Genomic DNA, 17,150 nt, shown 5'->3' on the forward strand with positions numbered 1-17,150 from the left:
GGGTCCGACAACACCGCGGGGTCAGGCTTGCTTCCCACCTCCGCGCACCATCGCGGTGAGCAGGCGGGCCTGGGCCTCCCGCTCCGAGCGCTGCTGCTCCCCCGGCGTGGCGTGCACCGCGGACTGCAGCAGCGGCTTCAGCTCCCGCAGCGCCGCCTCCGGGGCACCCAGCAGCGCCTCGGCCAGGTCCCGGGCGGCGGCGTCGAGCTCGTCGCCGGGGACGGCGATGGAGGCGAGGCCGGCGCGGACGGCCTCCTCGGCATACACGAACCGGCCGGTGGCACAGATCTCCAGCGCTCGCGCGTACCCGACCAGGCGCACGAGCGGCGAGGTGCCGGCGAGGTCCGGCACCAGGCCCAGGCTGGTCTCGCGCATGGCGAGCTGCACGTCGTCGGCGACCACCCGCAGGTCGCAGGCCAGGGCGAGCTGGAAGCCGGCGCCGATGGCGTGGCCCTGCACCGCGGCGATGGTCACCGCCGGCACCTGCGACCAGATCGCGAACCCGCGCTGGAATCCCTCGATCGCCTCGGCGAGCGGCTCCTCCCCCCGCGCGGCGAGGCCGAGGACGTTGACCTCGCCCGGGGCGCCCTGCGGGGTGAGCATCGCCCGGTCCAGGCCCGCGGAGAACGACGCGCCCTCGGCGCGCACGATGACGACGCGCACGGCAGGGTCGAGCGACTCCCCGACCGCGGCGAGCGCCCTCCACAGGCTCGGCGTCTGGGAGTTGCGGCGGTCCGGGTTGTCCAGGGTCAGCGTCAGCAGTGACCCGTCGCGCTCGGCGCGCAGGTGCGGGTGGGGCCGGGAGGTCTCGGTGCTCGTCACCCCCGCGACCCTAGGGGACTCAGGCCAGCGCGATGAGGTCGCGGTAGTCGGCGTTCCAGTGGTCCTCGACACCATCGGGCAGCAGCAGCACCCGCTCAGGCTCCAGCGCCTCGACCGCGCCCTCGTCGTGGCTGACCAGGACGACGGCGCCCTTGTAGGTCTTGAGCGCGCCGAGGATCTCCTCGCGGGAGGCCGGGTCGAGGTTGTTGGTGGGCTCGTCGAGCAGCAGCACGTTGGCCGAGGAGACGACGAGCATGGCCAGGGACAGCCGCGTCTTCTCGCCACCGGAGAGCACCCCGGCCGGCTTGTTGACGTCGTCGCCGCTGAACAGGAACGAGCCCAGCACCTTGCGGGTCTCGGTCTCGTTGAGGTCCGGCGCGGAGGACTTCATGTTCTCCAGCACGGTGCGGTCGGTGTCGAGGTTCTCGTGCTCCTGGGCGTAGTAGCCCAGCTTGAGCCCGTGACCCGGCTCGACGTCACCGGTGTCCGGGGCGTCGACGCCGGACAGGATCCGCAGCAGGGTGGTCTTGCCGGCGCCGTTGAGGCCGAGCACCACGACCCGCGAGCCCCGGTCGATGGCCAGGTCGACGTCGGTGAAGATCTCCAGCGAGCCGTAGGACCGGGACAGCCCGGAGGCGCGCAGCGGGGTCTTGCCGCACGGCGCCGGGTCGGGGAAGCGCAGCTTGGCCACCTTGTCGGCGACGCGCTCCCCCTCGATGCCGGACAGCAGGCGCTCGGCCCGCTTGGCCATGTTCTGGGCCGCCGTGGCCTTGGTGGCCTTGGCCCGCATCTTGTCGGCCTGGGCGAGCAGGGTGCTGGCCTTCTTCTCGGCGTTGAGCCGCTCCCGCTTGCGCCGGCGCTCGTCGGTCTCGCGCTGCTGCAGGTAGGCCTTCCAGCCGACGTTGTACAGGTCGAGCTCGGCCCGGTTGGCGTCGAGGTGGAACACCCGGTTGACCACGGTGTCGAGCATCTCGACGTCGTGGCTGATGATGATCAGCCCGCCCTTGTAGGCCCGCAGGTAGTCGCGCAACCAGATGATCGAGTCGGCGTCGAGGTGGTTGGTCGGCTCGTCCAGCAGCAGGGTCTGCGCGCCGGAGAAGAGGATCCGCGACAGCTCCACCCGGCGCCGCTGGCCACCGGAGAGGGTGACGAGCTCCTGGCCGAGGATGCGCTCGTCCAGCCCGAGCGCGGAGGCGATGGCGGCGGCCTCGGACTCCGCGGCATACCCGCCGCGCGCGGCGAACTCCTCGTCGAGGCGCGCGTAGCGGGCCATCGCCTTGTCGCGGGTCTCGTCGTCGGCGCTGGCCATCGAGCCCTCGGCGGCGCGCAGGTCGCGGATGATCCGGTCCAGGCCGCGGGCGGACAGGATCCGGTCGCGAGCCAGCACGTGCAGGTCGCCGGTGCGCGGGTCCTGCGGCAGGTAGCCGACCTCGCCGGACGTGGTCACCGAGCCGGCGGCCGGGCTGCCCGCGCCGGCGAGCACCTTGGTCAGCGTCGTCTTGCCGGCGCCGTTGCGCCCGACGAGGCCCACCCGGTCCCCCGCCGCGATCCGGAACGTCGCGTCGGCCAGCAGCAGCCGTGAGCCCGCGCGCAGCTCGATCCCGGTGGCGGCGATCACGGCAGGCTCCTTGAGGTCGTGCGGGTGGGAGGATGAGGCGCCGGTATGCCGTGTGCCCGCCCCTGGCGGGCGGCGGTCGGTCCGGGCCGGCTGGCTAGTCTACGGTGCACCGACCACCCGCCCCGACGACGCGACCTGCCGGAGGCACCGCATGAGCTTCAACGACGACGCCGGCCTGGACACCTCGCAGGTCGAGAGCGGTGGCGGGGGTGGCGGGTTCCCCGGCGGCGGCCTGGTCGTCGGCGGCGGCGCGGGCGGGATCCTGCTGCTCATCCTGGCGCTGGTGTTCGGCCCGGGCGTGCTCGGCGGCCAGGACCCCTCGACGGCGGGCGGTGCGGGCTCGGCAGGCTCCGGCGGGACCAGCCAGGGCGAGATCACCCAGCGCTGCCGGACCGGCGCCGACGCCAACGCGAACGTCGAGTGCCGCGTGGTCGGCACGGTCAACAGCGTGCAGTCCTACTGGGCCACCGCCCTGCCCCGGTTCTTCGGCACCAACTACACACGGGCGACCACCCGGCTCTACTCCGGCGCCGTGCCCTCGGCCTGCGGCACCGCCTCCAACCAGGTCGGCCCCTTCTACTGCCCGCGCGACGGCAAGGCCTACATCGACGCCAGCTTCTTCACCGAGCTCACCTCCCGCTTCGGCGCCGACAGCGGGGCACTGGCGCAGGAGTACGTCGTGGCCCACGAGTACGGCCACCACGTCCAGGACCTGCTCGGGGTGCTCGACGCCGCCCAGCAGGACCCGCAGGGCCCCGAGAGCGGGTCGGTGCGCATCGAGCTGATGGCCGACTGCTTCGCCGGGGCGTGGGCCCACGACGCCAGCACGACCACGGACGCCCAGGGCAACACCTACCTGAAGCCCTTGACGCAGAACGACATCCGCTCGGCGCTGTCGGCCGCGTCAGCCGTCGGCGACGACCGGATCCAGCAGAAGGCGCAGGGCCGGGTCACGCCGGAGTCGTGGACCCACGGCTCGAGCGCGGAGCGGCAGAAGTGGTTCCTCACGGGGTACCGGTCGGGCGATCCACGCCAATGCGACACTCTGCACGCAACCAGCCTCAACTAGGCAACGCTCGAGAAAATCTCCTGCTCCCGGCGGTTGTCACGGCCGCCTGCACGCGCTCCACTGACAGGCGTCCTGTCCCGAGCCGGTCGACCACGCGTCGTCCCGACTCCACCCAAGGGAGTACACGTGCAGAGGATCCACCGTTCCTGTCTTGCCCTGGCGGCCGCGACCACCCTCGTCGCGGCCACCACCGTCTCCGCCTTCGCCGCCCCGTCGGGCTCCGGCCGCACCGTCCTGGGCGACTCGGTCGCGCCCTGGGCCACCGCGGCCCACCGGCTCGGCGCCTCGGCCACCGCCACCACCGTGGACTTCCGGGTCTACCTGGGCCTGCACGGTGACGCGGCGTCGTTCGCGACCGCCGTCTCGACGCCGGGCAACCCGGCATACGGCCACTTCCTCAGCGGCGCCGACTTCCGGGCGCGCTACTCCCCCACCCAGGGCGACGTCAACGCGGTCACCAGCTGGCTCAAGGCGCAGGGGTTCAAGGTCGGCCACGTGCCGGACAACCACCGTTACGTCGAGGCGGTGGGCACGGTCGCCCAGGCCGCGTCGGCGTTCTCGACGTCCTTCTCGGACTACTCCTTCGCGGGCGCGACGTTGCGGTCCAACGCCACCCCGCTGAGCCTGCCCTCGTCCCTGCCGGCGGTGCAGGCGGTCGTCGGCCTGGACGAGTCCGCTGCCCTGACCCAGCCGCAGGCCTCCCCGTCGGCACCGCCGCCGGACGTGTTCGTCAACGGCCGGCCCTGCTCGGACTGGTGGGGCCAGAAGACCGTGCAGAACACCGCGACCCCGGACGGCACCACCTTGCCGTCCACCCCGTCCGCGTTCGCGCCGTGCGGGTATGCCGGTGCGCAGCTGCAGGGTGCCTACGGCCTGTCGGGGGCGATCGGCTCGGGCACCGACGGCAGCGGCGTGACGGTCGCCGTCGTCGACGCGTACGCCTCGCCGACGATCGTGCAGGACGTCGAGACGTACTCGGCCAAGCACGGGCTGCCGTCGCTCTCCGGGCACTTCAGCCAGGTCGTCGCCCCCGGCACGTTCACCCGGCCGCAGAACACCAGGCAGGACCCGCAGGGGTGGAGCGGTGAGGAGACGCTCGACATCGAGGCCGTCCACACCATGGCGCCCGGCGCCGACATCGTCTATGTCGGCTCCCCGAACAACTACCAGGACATGGACGCGGCGCTGAACCACGTCGTTGACAGCCACCTGGCCGACATCGTCACGAACTCCTACGGGTTCTCCTCCGAGGCGCTGCCGCGCGGCTACATCAAGCCGATGAACGACACCCTCATCCAGGCCGCGGCCACGGGGATCAGCGTCTTCTTCTCCTCCGGTGACAACGGCGACGAGACCGACGGTGTCGCCGGTGCCACCCCGACGCCGGACTGGCCGGCCTCCAGCCCGTGGGTGACCGCGGTCGGCGGCACCTCGCTCGGGGTCTCGCAGTCCAACGGCCGGGTCTTCGAGCTCGGCTGGGAGACCGGCAAGAGCAAGCTGAGCAACGGGGCCTGGACGACCCCCGCCTACCTGTACGGCAGCGGAGGCGGGACGAGCCGCCTGTTCAGCCAGCCGGCATACCAGGCCGGTGTGGTGCCCTCGGCACTGTCGCAGCGCTACGGCGGCGCGGCGATGCGGGTGGTGCCCGACGTGGCCGCGGTCGGCGACCCGACCACGGGCATGCTCGTCGGCCAGACGCAGCGGTTCCCCGACGGCCACGACGCCTACTCGGAGTACCGCATCGGCGGCACCAGCCTGTCCTCGCCGCTCTACGCGGGCATGTTCGCCCTCGCGGTGCAGAAGGCCGGCCACGCCTTCGGCCTGGCCAACCCCGCCCTGTATGCCGCGCGGTCGGCCACGCTGGACATCACCAAGGCCGACCTGGGCAGCTACCCCGGGGCGGTGCGGGTCGACTACGTCAACGGCGTGGACGCCTCGAACGGCTACACCTACACGGCGCGGTGGTTCGACCGGGACGACAACCTCACGATCCACGTGCGGCCCGGCTACGACGACGTGACCGGCCTCGGTTCGCCGACCGGGCAGGCGTGGCTGGACTCGCTGGCCACCTACGGCGGCTGACCACGTCCGCCGGGGTGGCGCCCTCACGGGACGCCACCCCGGCACCCCAGCCTCATCTCTGCCGAGGTCGACGAAACCCACACCACAGCACCGTCGTTCTGTGGGTTTCGTCGACCTCGGCGCGCAGGTGGTGGAATGGCGGACGTGTCCTCCTCCTCCGCCCGGCCCCTCGTCGTCGGTTTCGACCTCGACCTGACCCTCGTGGACTCCCGGGAGCGGATCATGCGCTCCTACATCCACGCGCTGCGCGACGTCGGCGTGGAGGTCAGCCGCGAGGACCTCGAGCCGCACATGGGCATCCCGCTGACGCACACGGTCGCCGCGGTGGCCCCGGCTGTCGACGCGGACGCTCTGGTCGCCCGCTACCGGCGCTACTACGACGACCCGTCCTCCCCGCCGACCGAGCCGATGCGCGGAGCGGCCGAGGCGCTGGGCGCCGTCCGGGACCACGGGGGCCGCACCGTGGTCGTCTCGGCGAAGTACGTCCCGGCCGTGCACGCCGCCCTCGCCGAGGCGGGGCTGGTCGACCTCGTCGACGCGGTCTACGGCGAGCTGTTCGCCGAGGACAAGTCCGCGGCCCTGCTCGAGCAGCAGGCCACCGTCTACGTCGGCGACCACCCGGGCGACATGGCCGCCGCGACCGGCGCCGGCGCCCTCGCCGTCGGGGTGACCACCGGGTCCCATGACGCGCGGGCCCTGAGCGCGGTCGGGGCCGCGGTGACCCTGGAGCACCTCACGGCCTTCCCCGGCTGGCTGCGGGGACACCTGGCCGGCCGCTGAGGCCGGCCGGAGACGGGTGTCCCGCGGAGGCGAGCGGCACGGCAGACGCGGTCACATGGCAAGACGGCGGTCTCGACATGCGGTCCGCGGCGCTAGCGTCGCGGACATGCCCAGCCCCGCGGAGCCCGCGCCACGGCGGTGGCTCATGCTCGCGCTGGGCACCGCCGCGCAGACGGCTGCCTCGACCCTGCTGTTCGGGCTGCCGTTCCTCCTGCCAGCCCTGCGCGAGGAGGACCAGCTCACGCTCGCGCAGGCGGGCGCCCTGGTGGCGGCACCCTCCCTCGGCCTGGTCCTCACCCTCATCCTGTGGGGCGCCTTCGCGGACCGGTACGGCGAGCGGCTGGCGCTGTGGTCCGGCCTCGGGCTGACCGGGGTGCTCGCCCTCGCCGCCGCACCGGTGGACGCCCCGTGGGCCAGGGGGCTGCTGCTCGTGCTCGTCGGCGCCGCCGGGGCCTCGGTCAACGCCGCGAGCGGGCGGCTGGTCATGGGCTGGTTCGGCGCCGACCAGCGCGGGCTGGCCATGGGCATCCGGCAGATGGGCCAGCCGCTCGGGGTCGCCGTCGCGGCGCTGCTGCTCCCGCCGCTGGAGCGCGCCGGCGGGATCACCCTCGCCCTGGCGGTCCCGGCGGTCCTGTGCCTGGCCGTGGCCGCCCTGCTGCTGGTGCTGGCCGCCGACCCACCCCGAGCCGAGGCGGCCGCGCGTGACGGCGCCCGCCCTCGCTCGCCGTACCGGCAGTCCTGGGCGCTGGCCCGGGTGCACCTCGCGAGCGCGTTGCTGGTCGTGCCGCAGTTCGCGACGGCGACGTTCTCGGCGGAGTACCTCGTGGCCCAGCAGCACTGGGACGCGGCCGCTGCCGGACGGGTGCTGGCCGTGGTGGCCCTGGCCGGCGCGCTGGGCCGGCTCGCCGTCGGCCGCTGGTCGGACCTGGTCGGCAGCCGGCTGAGACCGATGCGACAGGTGGCGCTGCTGTCCGCGCTGACGATGGCGTTGGTGGCGGTGGCCATCGAGAACGGCTCGCCGCTGGTGCTGGCCGCCCTGGCCGCCGCGTCGGTGGTGTCGGTCACCGACAACGGGCTGGGGTTCACCGCGACGGCCGAGCTGGCAGGCACCGCGTGGTCCGGGCGCGCCCTGGGCACGCAGAATACCGCGCAGAACGTCGCCGCCTTCCTCACCGGACCGCTGGTCGGGGCACTGGCCGGCGCCCGCGGATACGGCCCGGCGTTCGCGGCCTGCGTGGCACTGCCGCTGCTCGGCGCCTGCGTCGTCCCGGTCCGCGCCGAACGCTGACCCTCCGCCGCGGCTGCCGACCCTCCGCCGTGATTACGGGGGCACCGTCCGGGGTACGGTTCACAGGTTCGCCCGGCCTGTCGGCAACTCCGCCCCCAGGTCCAACCTGAAGGTCCGGTGCTTCCATGTTCTCCTCCTCGCCTGCCCAGGCTCCCTCCCCGCTCGCGCCCGACGTCACGCTCGTGCCGTTGGCCGCGCACGCCAAGGCCCAGGGGGTCTCCGCCGGCAGCCTGGCCCGCCGCGCCCGCCGGGGCCAGATCGAGGGCGCCACGCTCATCGCGTCCCGCTGGTACGTCCCGGACCCCACCCCGACGGCCACGGTCGCCGCCGTGGAGGTCCAGACCGACCCGGGCCTCAGCCTGCCCGAACCCCCGGTCTGACCGACCCCGTCGCCGGGGTCGGCGGGCCCCGTCAGCAGACCACCCTCAGTAGGCCACCGTCAGCCGTCGCTGCGCCGGGTCGATGGTGATCTCCCCGCCGTACGGCAGCACCAGCTGGGGGTCGGTGTGGCCGAACTCGACCCCGGTCACGATCGGCACGCCGGGGCGGTACTCCCCCATCGCCCGCAGCACCGCCGCCTCCTGCTCGCGGGTGTAGGCCTCCCGCGCCGGCAGGTCGAGCGGCCGCTCGAACGACCAGGCCTTGGGCGCGGCCACCAGGACCCCTGCGAGCTCCCCGAGCATCCCCCGCTCCCCCATGCCCATGAGCACCCGGTAGACGTACTCCGCCGACGGCATCTCCTCCGAGGTCTCCAGCAGCAGGACGCACCCCCGGTATGCCGCGGGGTCCAGGATGTGCCGGCCCGAGCGCAGGTGCATGTCCAGGATCTCCAGGCAGCCACCCCAGGACGGGCCGACCACGCGCCGCTCCTCCCCGTGCCAGCGCCATCCCGAGCCGGGCCGCATGGGCGGTTCCGGGGTGCTCTCGACCTGCTCCTCCCAGCGGCCGTTCTCGTCCCCGAAGTCCGGCGACGGGGCGATGTCCACCGGCTTGCGCTCGAACAGCGCGGTGCGCAGGGACTCCAGCGTCACCGGGTGCATCGCGCCGGGGCGCCCGAGGTGCACCAGTGTCGAGCCGCCGTGGTAGCCGACGATGCCCAGGTTCCACAGGTAGATGAGCAGGTTGGTGTTGTCGCTGTAGCCGAAGAACGGCTTGGGATTGGCCCGGATGAGGTCGGCGTCGAGGTGGTTCAGCACGAGGAGCTGGTCGCTGCCGCCGATGCTGGCCATGACGGCGCGAACCTCGGGGTCGGCGAAGGCGGCGTGGATGTCCGCGGCCCGCTCCTGCGGCGTCGCCCCGAGCCGCCGCGTCGTGGGGTACTCCACGGGCTCGACGCCCAGCTGCTCGCGCAGCCGCCGCAGGCCGAGCTCGTGCACGCGCGGGAAGGCGGCCGGTCCGGCCCAGGACGGGGAGAGGATGGCGACCTTCTCACCGGGGTGGACGTGGTGGGTGTGGGACAGCACCGGACGCAGGACCATGGCCCGGATCCTCGCACGCTCAGTGGCACGTGGTCGTCCCGCTGTCGGTGAAACCCCGGCCCGCCTCGGGCAGGAACTGCCAGTCGTAGCCGGCCCGCAACCGGTGTCCTAGGACGGGTCGCGCCCGGACAGGGCCAGCACCCGGTCCTGGGCGTCCGCGGACGACGTGGCGACCGCGGCGGCGAAGTAGCCGCTCTCGGCCAGCGCACTGCCCTGCGGCTCGAGGAACGCCAGCACCGCCGAGACCGCCTCGGGGACCAGCCGCTCGTCCAGCCCGGCGCCGCGCGCGACGTCCCAGCAGTGCACGGTCAGGTCGACCAGCATCTGCGAGGCGTAGAGCGAGGCCGGCACCAGCCCGAAGGACAGGTGGACCGGCTCCTCGTCGGAGGGCAGGGCCTGCCACGCCGCCAGGGACGCGGTGACGGCGGACTCCCACGCCGCGACCGGGTCGGCGCCGACGTTGTCGCCGTCATAGCGGTCACCGACGTCGGCGAGGGTCTGCCCGCCGAGCAGGTGCGGCACCCAGAGGTGCTCGCCGGTCATGTGGTTGACGACATCGCGCACGCTCCACTCCGCGCAGGGCGTGGGGTCGTTCCACCGGTCCCGGGGCACGGCGCGCACGGCGGCGGTGAAGCGGGCGGCGGCGACGGGCAGCAGCGAGCGGTTCGAGGCCATGCCCATGGCTACCACGCCGCACCGTCAGGCGCCCTCGGACACGAGCACCCTGCGCGGTCAGGAGACGTCGGACACGAGCACCCGCACGGCCCGGCCACGGCGCAGCGCCTGCTCCAGGACGGCCAGCCGGGGGTCGGGCAGGTCGGGCAGCTCCCGGCGCGGCAGGCCGGCCAGCGGCGCCAGCCGGGGGTCGGCCAGGACGTCACGGACCAACGCCCGGTCACCACCGACGACGAGGGCGCGCGGGTCACCGGGCAGCACCAGCCGCAGCGCGTGGTCGGCCACGGCGGTGGCCAGGGCGTCGGCCTGGTTGCCCCGCCGCCGGGCGTAGCGCTGCTGCGACCACCCGCCGGCGGCGGTGCGGGACTGCACGTAGCGGGTGCCGGCCTTGTGCGCGACGAGGCGCTCCCCCTGGGCCAGCCCCACGGCATACCCGCCGCGGCGCACGAGGACCAGCCCGACCGCTCGCGGCGGCTCGGCCCACGCAGGCAGGGCCTCGACGTCGCCGTCCGGGCACGGGCCGGCGGGCAGCCACGGTTCCATCACGGCCTGCGCCCCGTCGGGGGCGGTCAGGGTCAGCGTCCCCTCGCCCGCGGTCCAGACCGGTATGCCGTGCCGCTCGCCGAAACCCGCCACCCAACGAGCGATGCGCGCCGGATCGACCTCGATCCGGCGCGCATCGACGGGCGCAGGGCTGCTCACACGTTGAAGCCGAGCGCCCGCAGCTGCTCGCGGCCGTCGTCGGTGATCTTGTCCGGGCCCCACGGCGGCATCCAGACCCAGTTGATCCGGTGCGAGGCGACCAGGCCCTCGAGCGCCTGGGCGGTCTGGTCCTCGATGACGTCGGTGAGCGGGCACGCCGCGCTGGTCAGCGTCATGTCGATGACCGCGTGGCTCTGGCCGTCGACCGTGATGCCGTAGATGAGGCCGAGGTCGACGACGTTGATGCCGAGCTCGGGGTCCACGACATCGCGCAGCGCCTCCTCGACGTCGGCGACGTTGGCCGTTGTGCTGGTGGTCGTGTCAGTCATGACAGCTCCTGTGATGGGGTCGTGGTGTGACCCGGCGTCTGGGACGCCGTAGCCGAGATGTCGATGCCTGCCTGTGCCAACGCATCGGTGAACGCAGTCCATCCCAGCAGCGCACACTTCACACGGGCAGGGTATTTCGCGACGCCGGCAAAGGCCACGCCGTCCCCGATGGCCTCCTCGTCCCCGGGGTCGGCGCCCCTGCTGGTCAGCATGGAGCGCATCGCGACGAACGTCTGCAGCGCCTCGGACACCGGCCGGCCGATGACCTCGTCGGTGAGCACCGAGGTGGAGGCGGTGGAGATGGAGCACCCGAGCGCGTCGTAGGACACGTCGCGCACGAGGGCGTCGGCGCCCTCTCCCTCGACGCGGACCCGCAGGGTGACCTCGTCGCCACAGGTGGGGTTGATGTGGTGCACCTGGGCGCCGAACGGCTCGCGCAGGCCGGCGTGGTGCGGGCGCTTGGAGTGCTCGAGGATGATCTCCTGGTAGAGGTCCATCAGCCCTCCATCCCGAACACGGCCGGCACCCGGTCGAGCGCTGCGAGCAGCGCCTCGACCTCCTCCAGCGTGTTGTATGCCGCGAAGCTCGCCCGCGCGGACGCGGTCACCCCGAAGCGGCGGTGCAGCGGCCACGCGCAGTGGTGCCCGACCCGCACGGCCACGCCGGCGTCGTCGAGCACCTGCCCCACGTCGTGGGCGTGAACGCCGTCGACCTCGAAGGCGACGGCCCCGGAGCGGTCGGTGCCGTCGGTCGGGCCGAGGACCCGCACCCACGGGCGCTGGGCCAGGCCGGCGAGCAGCGCCTCGGTGAGGGCGTGCTCATGGGCGGCGACCCGGTCCATGCCGAGCTTGGTGAGGTAGTCGCAGGCCGCGGCGAGCCCGACGGCCTGGGCAGCCATGGGCACTCCGGCCTCGAACCGCTGCGGCGGTGCGGCGTAGGTCGAGCCCTCCATCCGGACCAGCTCGATCATCGAGCCACCGGTGAGGAACGGCGGCATCGCCGCGAGCAGCTCGGAGCGGCCCCACAGCACGCCGATGCCCATCGGGCCGAGCATCTTGTGGCCGCTGAAGGCGACGAAGTCGACGCCGAGGTCGGCCACGTCCACCGCCAGGTGGGGCACCGACTGGCACGCGTCGAGCAGGGTGAGCGCCCCGACGGCGCGGGCCCGCGCGACCAGGGGCGCCACCGGGTTGACCGTGCCGAGCACGTTGGAGACGTGGGTGAACGCCAGCACCTTGGTGCGCTCGGTGACGACCGTCTCGAGGTCGGCCAGGTCGAGCCGGCCGTCGTCGGTGACGCCGAGCCAGCGCAGCGTGGCGCCGGTGCGGCGGGCCAGCTCCTGCCAGGGCACGAGGTTGGCGTGGTGCTCCATCTCGGTGACGACGATCTCGTCGCCGGGACCGAGGGCGAACCGCTCCGCGACGGCCGGGTCGGCGCCGTCCATCGCGCCGGGAGCCGCGGCGTTGCTGAACGCGTAGGCGACCAGGTTGATCGCCTCCGTGGCGTTCTTGGTGAACACCACGTCCTGGGCCCGGGCACCGATGAACGAGGCGACCGTCTCGCGGGCCGACTCGAACGCGTCGGTGGCCTCCTCGGCGAGCTGGTGGGCGCCGCGGTGCACCGCCGAGTTGTGCTGCTCGTAGAAGGAGCGCTCGGCGTCGAGCACGGCGGACGGCTTGTGCGACGTCGCCCCGGAGTCCAGGTAGACCAGCGCGCGCCCGTCACGCACCTGGCGCGACAGGATCGGGAAGTCGGCGCGGATCGCGGCCAGCTCCTCGCTGGTGAACCCCTCCGGGGTGACGTCGGTCATCGTGGTCAGCCTCAGGCCTTGACGCCCACGAAGCGGTCGTAGCCCTCGTCCTCGAGGCGGTCGGCCAGCTCGGGGCCACCCTCCTCGACGATCTTGCCGTCGACGAAGACGTGCACGAAGTCGGGCTTGATGTAGCGCAGGATCCGCGTGTAGTGCGTGATCAGCAGGACGCCCACGTCGCCGGTGGAGCGGACGCGGTTGACGCCCTCGGAGACGATCTTCAGCGCATCGACGTCGAGGCCGGAGTCGGTCTCGTCGAGGATCGCGAACCTGGGCTTGAGCAGCTCCATCTGCAGGATCTCGTGGCGCTTCTTCTCACCACCGGAGAAGCCCTCGTTGACGTTGCGCTCGGCGAACGCCGGGTCCATGCGCAGGTCGGACATCGCGTTCTTGACGTCCTTGACCCAGTGGCGCAGGGCCGGGGCCTGGCCGTCGATCGCGGTCTTGGCGGTGCGCAGGAAGTTGGACACCGTCACGCCGGGGACCTCGACGGGGTACTGCATCGCGAGGAACAGGCCCGCGCGGGCGCGCTCGTCGACGCTCATGGCGAGGACGTCCTCACCGTCGAGGGTCACCGTGCCGCCGGTGATGGTGTACTTCGGGTGGCCGGCGATGGAGTAGGCCAGCGTCGACTTGCCCGAGCCGTTGGGACCCATGATCGCGTGCGTCTCGCCCGACTTCACGGTCAGCGTGACGCCGCGGAGGATCTCCTTGACGCCGTTCTCGGTGTCGACCGTGACCTGCAGGTCCTTGATCTCCAGGGTTGCCATGGGTTCTCAGTTCTCCTTCGTCACGGAGACGAACACGTCGCCGCCGTCGATCTTCACGGGGTAGACAGCAATGGGGGTGATGGCCGGCAGCCCGGTCGGCTTGCCGCTGCGCAGGTCGAACCGCGAGCCGTGCAGCCAGCACTCGATGCTGCAGTCCTCGACCTCTCCCTCGGACAGGGACACGTTGGCGTGGCTGCAGGTGTCGTCGATGGCGTGGATGTCACCCGCGCTGTCGCGCACGATCGCCACCAGGGTGCCGTTGACGTCGGCCGCGACGGCGCCCACCTCGGGCAGGTCGTCGACGGAGCAGACGCGCACGAACTCGCCGGTCGTCTCGGTCATCTCGGTCGTCTCGCTCACGCGGTGACCGCCTCGGCCTGCTCGCCCATCGACCCGGACAGCTCGGCGTCGATCGCGGCCATGAGGTGCTCCTGCACCTCGGGCACGCCGATGCGGTGCACGATGTCGGCGAAGAAGCCGCGCACGACCAGGCGGCGCGCCTGGTCCTCGGGGATGCCGCGGGCCTGCAGGTAGAACAGCTGCTCGTCGTCGAAGCGCCCGGTCGCCGAGGCGTGGCCGGCGCCGACGATCTCGCCGGTCTCGATCTCCAGGTTGGGCACCGAGTCGGCGCGGGCGCCGTCGGTGAGGACCAGGTTGCGGTTGAGCTCGTAGGTGTCGGTGCCCTCGGCCGCCGCGCGGATGAGGACGTCGCCGATCCAGACGGTGTGGGCGCTCTCGCCCTGCAGCGCACCCTTGTACTGCACGTAGCTCTTGCAGTGCGGCGCCTCGTGGTCGACGAAGAGGCGGTGCTCCTGGTGCTGGTGCGAGTCGGCGAAGTAGACGCCCAGGCACTCGGCCGAGCCGCCCGGCCCGGCGTAGCGCACGTTGGTGGACACCCGCACGACCTCGCCACCGAGGGTGACCGCGATGTGCTTGAGCGTGGCGTCGCGGCCAACGAGGGCGTCGTTCTGGGCGACGTGGAGGGCGTCGTCGTCCCACTCCTGCACCGTGACGAAGGTCAGCTCGGCGCCGTCGCCGACGCGGATCTCGACGTTGCCCAGGTGCTGGGCGGAGCCGGTGTGGCTGAGCACGACCGTGGCGCGGCTGTGCCGGCCGGCGTCGATGACGGTGTGGCCGTTGCCCCGCTTGCGGGCGTCGCCCTTGAGCCGGACCACGACCGGCTCGGCCAGGTCGGTCTCCTTCGGGATGCCCACGTAGAGCGCCGAGGCGGTGCCGGCCCAGCCGGAGGCCGCGGCCCGGTCGGCGGGCACGAAGGCCGTGCCGACCCGCTCGTCGGTCAGCGGCAGGTCGAGCAGCTCGACGCCCTCGGGCGCCTGGGTCTCGACGAGCAGGGCGCCCTCGTCGCTGGGCTCGACCTGCATGAGGTCGGCCAGGCGGTCGACGGGGGTGAAGCGCCACTCCTCCTCGCGGCCGTTCGGCACCGCGAAGTCGGCCACCTCGAAGGAGGTCCGGCGCTCGGCGCGCGACTGGTCCGGGACGAAGGCCTCGGCCGCGTCGGTGTGGGGCTGGGGGGTCACGACCGTCATCAGCCGACGGCTCCTTCCATCTGCAGCTCGATCAGGCGGTTGAGCTCGAGGGCGTACTCCATGGGCAGCTCACGCGCGATGGGCTCGATGAACCCGCGCACGATCATCGCCATGGCCTCCTCCTCGGTCAGGCCGCGCGACATCAGGTAGAACAGCTGGTCGTCGCCGATCTTGGACACGGTCGCCTCGTGGCCCATCTGCACGTCGTCCTCGCGGACGTCGACGTACGGGTAGGTGTCGGAGCGGCTGATCGTGTCCACGAGCAGCGCGTCGCAGCGGACGGTGGACTTGCTGTGGTGCGCGCCGTCCATGACCTGGACCAGGCCGCGGTACGACGTGCGGCCGCCCCCGCGTGCCACGGACTTGGACACGATCGAGGAGCTGGTGTGCGGCGCGGCGTGGACCATCTTGGCGCCGGCGTCCTGGTGCTGGCCCTCGCCGGCGAAGGCGATGGACAGGGTCTCGCCCTTGGCGTGCTCGCCGAGCAGGAAGACGGCGGGGTACTTCATCGTCACCTTGGAGCCGATGTTGCCGTCGACCCACTCCATCGTGGCGCCCTCGGCGCAGGTCGCGCGCTTGGTGACGAGGTTGTAGACGTTGTTCGACCAGTTCTGGATGGTCGTGTAGCGCACGCGGGCGTTCTTCTTCACGACGATCTCGACGACGGCCGAGTGCAGCGAGTCCGACTTGTAGATCGGCGCGGTGCAGCCCTCGACGTAGTGCACGTAGGAGCCCTCGTCGGCGATGATCAGCGTCCGCTCGAACTGGCCCATGTTCTCGGTGTTGATCCGGAAGTAGGCCTGCAGCGGGATGTCCACGTGGACGCCCGGCGGGACGTAGATGAACGAGCCACCGGACCACACGGCGGTGTTGAGCGCGGCGAACTTGTTGTCACCGGCGGGGATCACCGAGGCGAAGTACTCGCGGAACAGGTCCTCGTGCTCGCGCAGGCCGGTGTCGGTGTCGACGAAGATGACGCCCTTCTCCTCCAGGTCCTCGCGGATCTGGTGGTAGACGACCTCGGACTCGTACTGCGCGGCGACACCGGCGATGAGGCGCTGCTTCTCCGCCTCCGGGATGCCGAGCTTGTCGTAGGTGTTCTTGATGTCCTCGGGCAGCTCGTCCCAGGAGGTCGCCTGCTTCTCGGTCGACTTCACGAAGTACTTGATGTTCTGGAAGTCGATGCCGGTCAGGTCCGAGCCCCAGCTCGGCATGGGCTTCTTGTCGAACAGCCGCAGCGACTTCTCGCGCAGCTTGAGCATCCACTCGGGCTCGTTCTTGCGCCCGGAGATGTCGCGCACGACCTCCTCGTTGAGGCCGCGGCGCGCGCTCGCACCGGCGGTGTCGGAGTCGGCCCAGCCGTACTCGTAACGGCCGAGGTCCTTCAGACCGGGGTTGAGCTCTTCAATGTGGGTGCTCATCGAGAGGCCCTTTCATCAGAGGTGGGCGGGGTCGGCCCCGAGGGACCGGAGGTCGTGCTGGTCAGGGGGATGAACGTCGTGCACACGTGCTCGCCGTGGGCCAGGGTGGCCAGCCGCTGCACGTGCACCCCGAGCAGGCGCGAGAACGCGTCGGTCTCGGCGTCGCAGAAGGCGGGGAACTCGGCGGCGACGTGCTGGACGGGGCAGTGCCCCTGGCACAGCTGCACGCCGGCGAGGGGGCTGCCCTGGCCGACCGGCCGGGTCGAGGCAGCGTAGCCGTCGGCGGTCAGCGCCTCGGCCAGGGCCTCCGCCCGGGCGGTGCGGTCCTCGCCCGCGGCGGCGAGCTGGTCGGCATACCGCTGCTCGAGGTGGTCGATCCGCTCGCGCGCGAACGCGGTGACCGCGTCCTCCCCCACCCGGTCGGCGAGGAAGCGCAGGGCGGAGGTGGCCACGTCGTCGTAGTCGTCCTGGAGGGCGTGGTGGCCCGCCTCGGACAGCACGTAGGAGCGGGCGGGGCGTCCGCGGCCGCGGCCCTTGCCGGCGGCGGCCGGCTCGCGCTCGGCGACCATCCCCTGCTCGGCGAGGGCGTCGAGATGGCGCCGCACCGCGGCGGGCGTCAGGCCGAGCTGCTCGGCGAGCGCCGCGGCGGTCACCGGCCCGTGCTCGGACACGGCCCGGCGGACGCGGTCGCGCGTGCGCGCCTCGAGGCGGTGGGACGGGGTGGTCCCACACGCCTGGTCCGCTCGGGCGATAAACACA

Annotated in this window: 18 protein-coding genes; 5 read left to right on the top strand and 13 right to left on the bottom strand. The window is 72.7% G+C overall.

Annotation, left to right across the window (positions count from 1 at the left end; all coding sequences use genetic code 11):
- Nucleotides 1-21: 21 nt before the first annotated feature.
- Nucleotides 22-822 carry an enoyl-CoA hydratase/isomerase family protein gene (locus FB474_RS09895; RefSeq protein WP_246092121.1) on the bottom strand — a complete coding sequence of 267 codons (801 nt, stop codon included), beginning with the start codon at nucleotides 820-822 and terminating at the stop codon, nucleotides 22-24.
- A gap of 19 nt (nucleotides 823-841) precedes the next feature.
- Nucleotides 842-2,440 (bottom strand): ABC-F family ATP-binding cassette domain-containing protein, encoded by a 1,599-nt coding sequence (locus FB474_RS09900; protein ID WP_141788487.1) that lies wholly within the window; start codon nucleotides 2,438-2,440, stop codon nucleotides 842-844.
- Nucleotides 2,441-2,591: 151 nt separating this feature from the next.
- On the opposite strand from FB474_RS09900, the gene ypfJ reads away from it, so the two are divergent.
- The 5 genes from ypfJ (at nucleotide 2,592) to FB474_RS09925 (ending at nucleotide 8,039) form a co-directional block, all read left to right on the top strand.
- Nucleotides 2,592-3,509: a KPN_02809 family neutral zinc metallopeptidase gene (ypfJ, locus tag FB474_RS09905; RefSeq protein ID WP_141788488.1), complete on the top strand. Its 918-nt coding sequence runs from the start codon at nucleotides 2,592-2,594 to the stop codon at nucleotides 3,507-3,509.
- Nucleotides 3,510-3,635: 126 nt separating this feature from the next.
- Entirely contained in the window at nucleotides 3,636-5,591 is a 1,956-nt protein-coding gene (locus FB474_RS09910) for a S53 family peptidase (RefSeq protein ID WP_221632500.1), read from the top strand.
- Nucleotides 5,592-5,726: 135 nt separating this feature from the next.
- A complete protein-coding gene (locus FB474_RS09915) occupies nucleotides 5,727-6,371 on the top strand; it encodes an HAD family hydrolase (RefSeq protein ID WP_141788489.1) in 645 nt (214 codons plus the stop codon).
- A gap of 106 nt (nucleotides 6,372-6,477) precedes the next feature.
- Nucleotides 6,478-7,659: an MFS transporter gene (locus tag FB474_RS09920; protein ID WP_141788490.1), complete on the top strand. Its 1,182-nt coding sequence runs from the start codon at nucleotides 6,478-6,480 to the stop codon at nucleotides 7,657-7,659.
- A gap of 125 nt (nucleotides 7,660-7,784) precedes the next feature.
- Nucleotides 7,785-8,039 (top strand): hypothetical protein, encoded by a 255-nt coding sequence (locus tag FB474_RS09925; protein ID WP_141788491.1) that lies wholly within the window; start codon nucleotides 7,785-7,787, stop codon nucleotides 8,037-8,039.
- Nucleotides 8,040-8,084: 45 nt separating this feature from the next.
- On the opposite strand, the gene FB474_RS09930 is transcribed toward FB474_RS09925, so the two are convergent.
- From FB474_RS09930 to FB474_RS09980, 11 genes are all read right to left on the bottom strand, one after another.
- Complete coding sequence (locus FB474_RS09930; protein WP_185746109.1) at nucleotides 8,085-9,137, bottom strand: S66 family peptidase; 1,053 nt, start codon at nucleotides 9,135-9,137, stop codon at nucleotides 8,085-8,087.
- 108 nt (nucleotides 9,138-9,245) lie between these two features.
- Nucleotides 9,246-9,818 carry a TIGR03086 family metal-binding protein gene (locus tag FB474_RS09935; RefSeq protein ID WP_221632501.1) on the bottom strand — a complete coding sequence of 191 codons (573 nt, stop codon included), beginning with the start codon at nucleotides 9,816-9,818 and terminating at the stop codon, nucleotides 9,246-9,248.
- 51 nt (nucleotides 9,819-9,869) lie between these two features.
- Nucleotides 9,870-10,514: an acVLRF1 family peptidyl-tRNA hydrolase gene (locus FB474_RS09940; RefSeq protein ID WP_141788492.1), complete on the bottom strand. Its 645-nt coding sequence runs from the start codon at nucleotides 10,512-10,514 to the stop codon at nucleotides 9,870-9,872.
- Complete coding sequence (locus tag FB474_RS09945; protein WP_141788493.1) at nucleotides 10,511-10,843, bottom strand: metal-sulfur cluster assembly factor; 333 nt, start codon at nucleotides 10,841-10,843, stop codon at nucleotides 10,511-10,513. Before FB474_RS09945 ends, FB474_RS09940 begins: the two co-directional genes overlap by 4 nt.
- Nucleotides 10,840-11,340, bottom strand: coding sequence for a Fe-S cluster assembly sulfur transfer protein SufU (sufU, locus tag FB474_RS09950; RefSeq protein ID WP_141788494.1), 501 nt, complete (start codon nucleotides 11,338-11,340; stop codon nucleotides 10,840-10,842). The genes FB474_RS09945 and sufU overlap by 4 nt, the downstream gene beginning before the upstream one ends.
- Nucleotides 11,340-12,653: a cysteine desulfurase gene (locus FB474_RS09955; protein ID WP_141788495.1), complete on the bottom strand. Its 1,314-nt coding sequence runs from the start codon at nucleotides 12,651-12,653 to the stop codon at nucleotides 11,340-11,342. Before FB474_RS09955 ends, sufU begins: the two co-directional genes overlap by 1 nt.
- Before the next feature lie 11 nt (nucleotides 12,654-12,664).
- The gene (gene sufC / locus FB474_RS09960) at nucleotides 12,665-13,423 is read right to left on the bottom strand and encodes a Fe-S cluster assembly ATPase SufC (RefSeq protein ID WP_141788496.1); all 759 of its coding nucleotides are present in this window, start codon (nucleotides 13,421-13,423) and stop codon (nucleotides 12,665-12,667) included.
- Between the two features lie 6 nt (nucleotides 13,424-13,429).
- Nucleotides 13,430-13,765 carry a non-heme iron oxygenase ferredoxin subunit gene (locus FB474_RS09965; protein WP_141789925.1) on the bottom strand — a complete coding sequence of 112 codons (336 nt, stop codon included), beginning with the start codon at nucleotides 13,763-13,765 and terminating at the stop codon, nucleotides 13,430-13,432.
- Between the two features lie 14 nt (nucleotides 13,766-13,779).
- Nucleotides 13,780-14,970, bottom strand: a complete 1,191-nt coding sequence (gene sufD, locus FB474_RS09970; protein WP_141788497.1) for a Fe-S cluster assembly protein SufD — start codon at nucleotides 14,968-14,970, stop codon at nucleotides 13,780-13,782.
- The gene (sufB, locus tag FB474_RS09975) at nucleotides 14,970-16,391 is read right to left on the bottom strand and encodes a Fe-S cluster assembly protein SufB (protein WP_141788498.1); all 1,422 of its coding nucleotides are present in this window, start codon (nucleotides 16,389-16,391) and stop codon (nucleotides 14,970-14,972) included. Before sufB ends, sufD begins: the two co-directional genes overlap by 1 nt.
- The gene (locus FB474_RS09980) at nucleotides 16,388-17,143 is read right to left on the bottom strand and encodes a helix-turn-helix transcriptional regulator (protein WP_246092458.1); all 756 of its coding nucleotides are present in this window, start codon (nucleotides 17,141-17,143) and stop codon (nucleotides 16,388-16,390) included. Before FB474_RS09980 ends, sufB begins: the two co-directional genes overlap by 4 nt.
- Nucleotides 17,144-17,150: the final 7 nt, after the last annotated feature.

The organism is Oryzihumus leptocrescens (genome assembly GCF_006716205.1).
Taxonomy (GTDB): domain Bacteria; phylum Actinomycetota; class Actinomycetes; order Actinomycetales; family Dermatophilaceae; genus Oryzihumus; species Oryzihumus leptocrescens.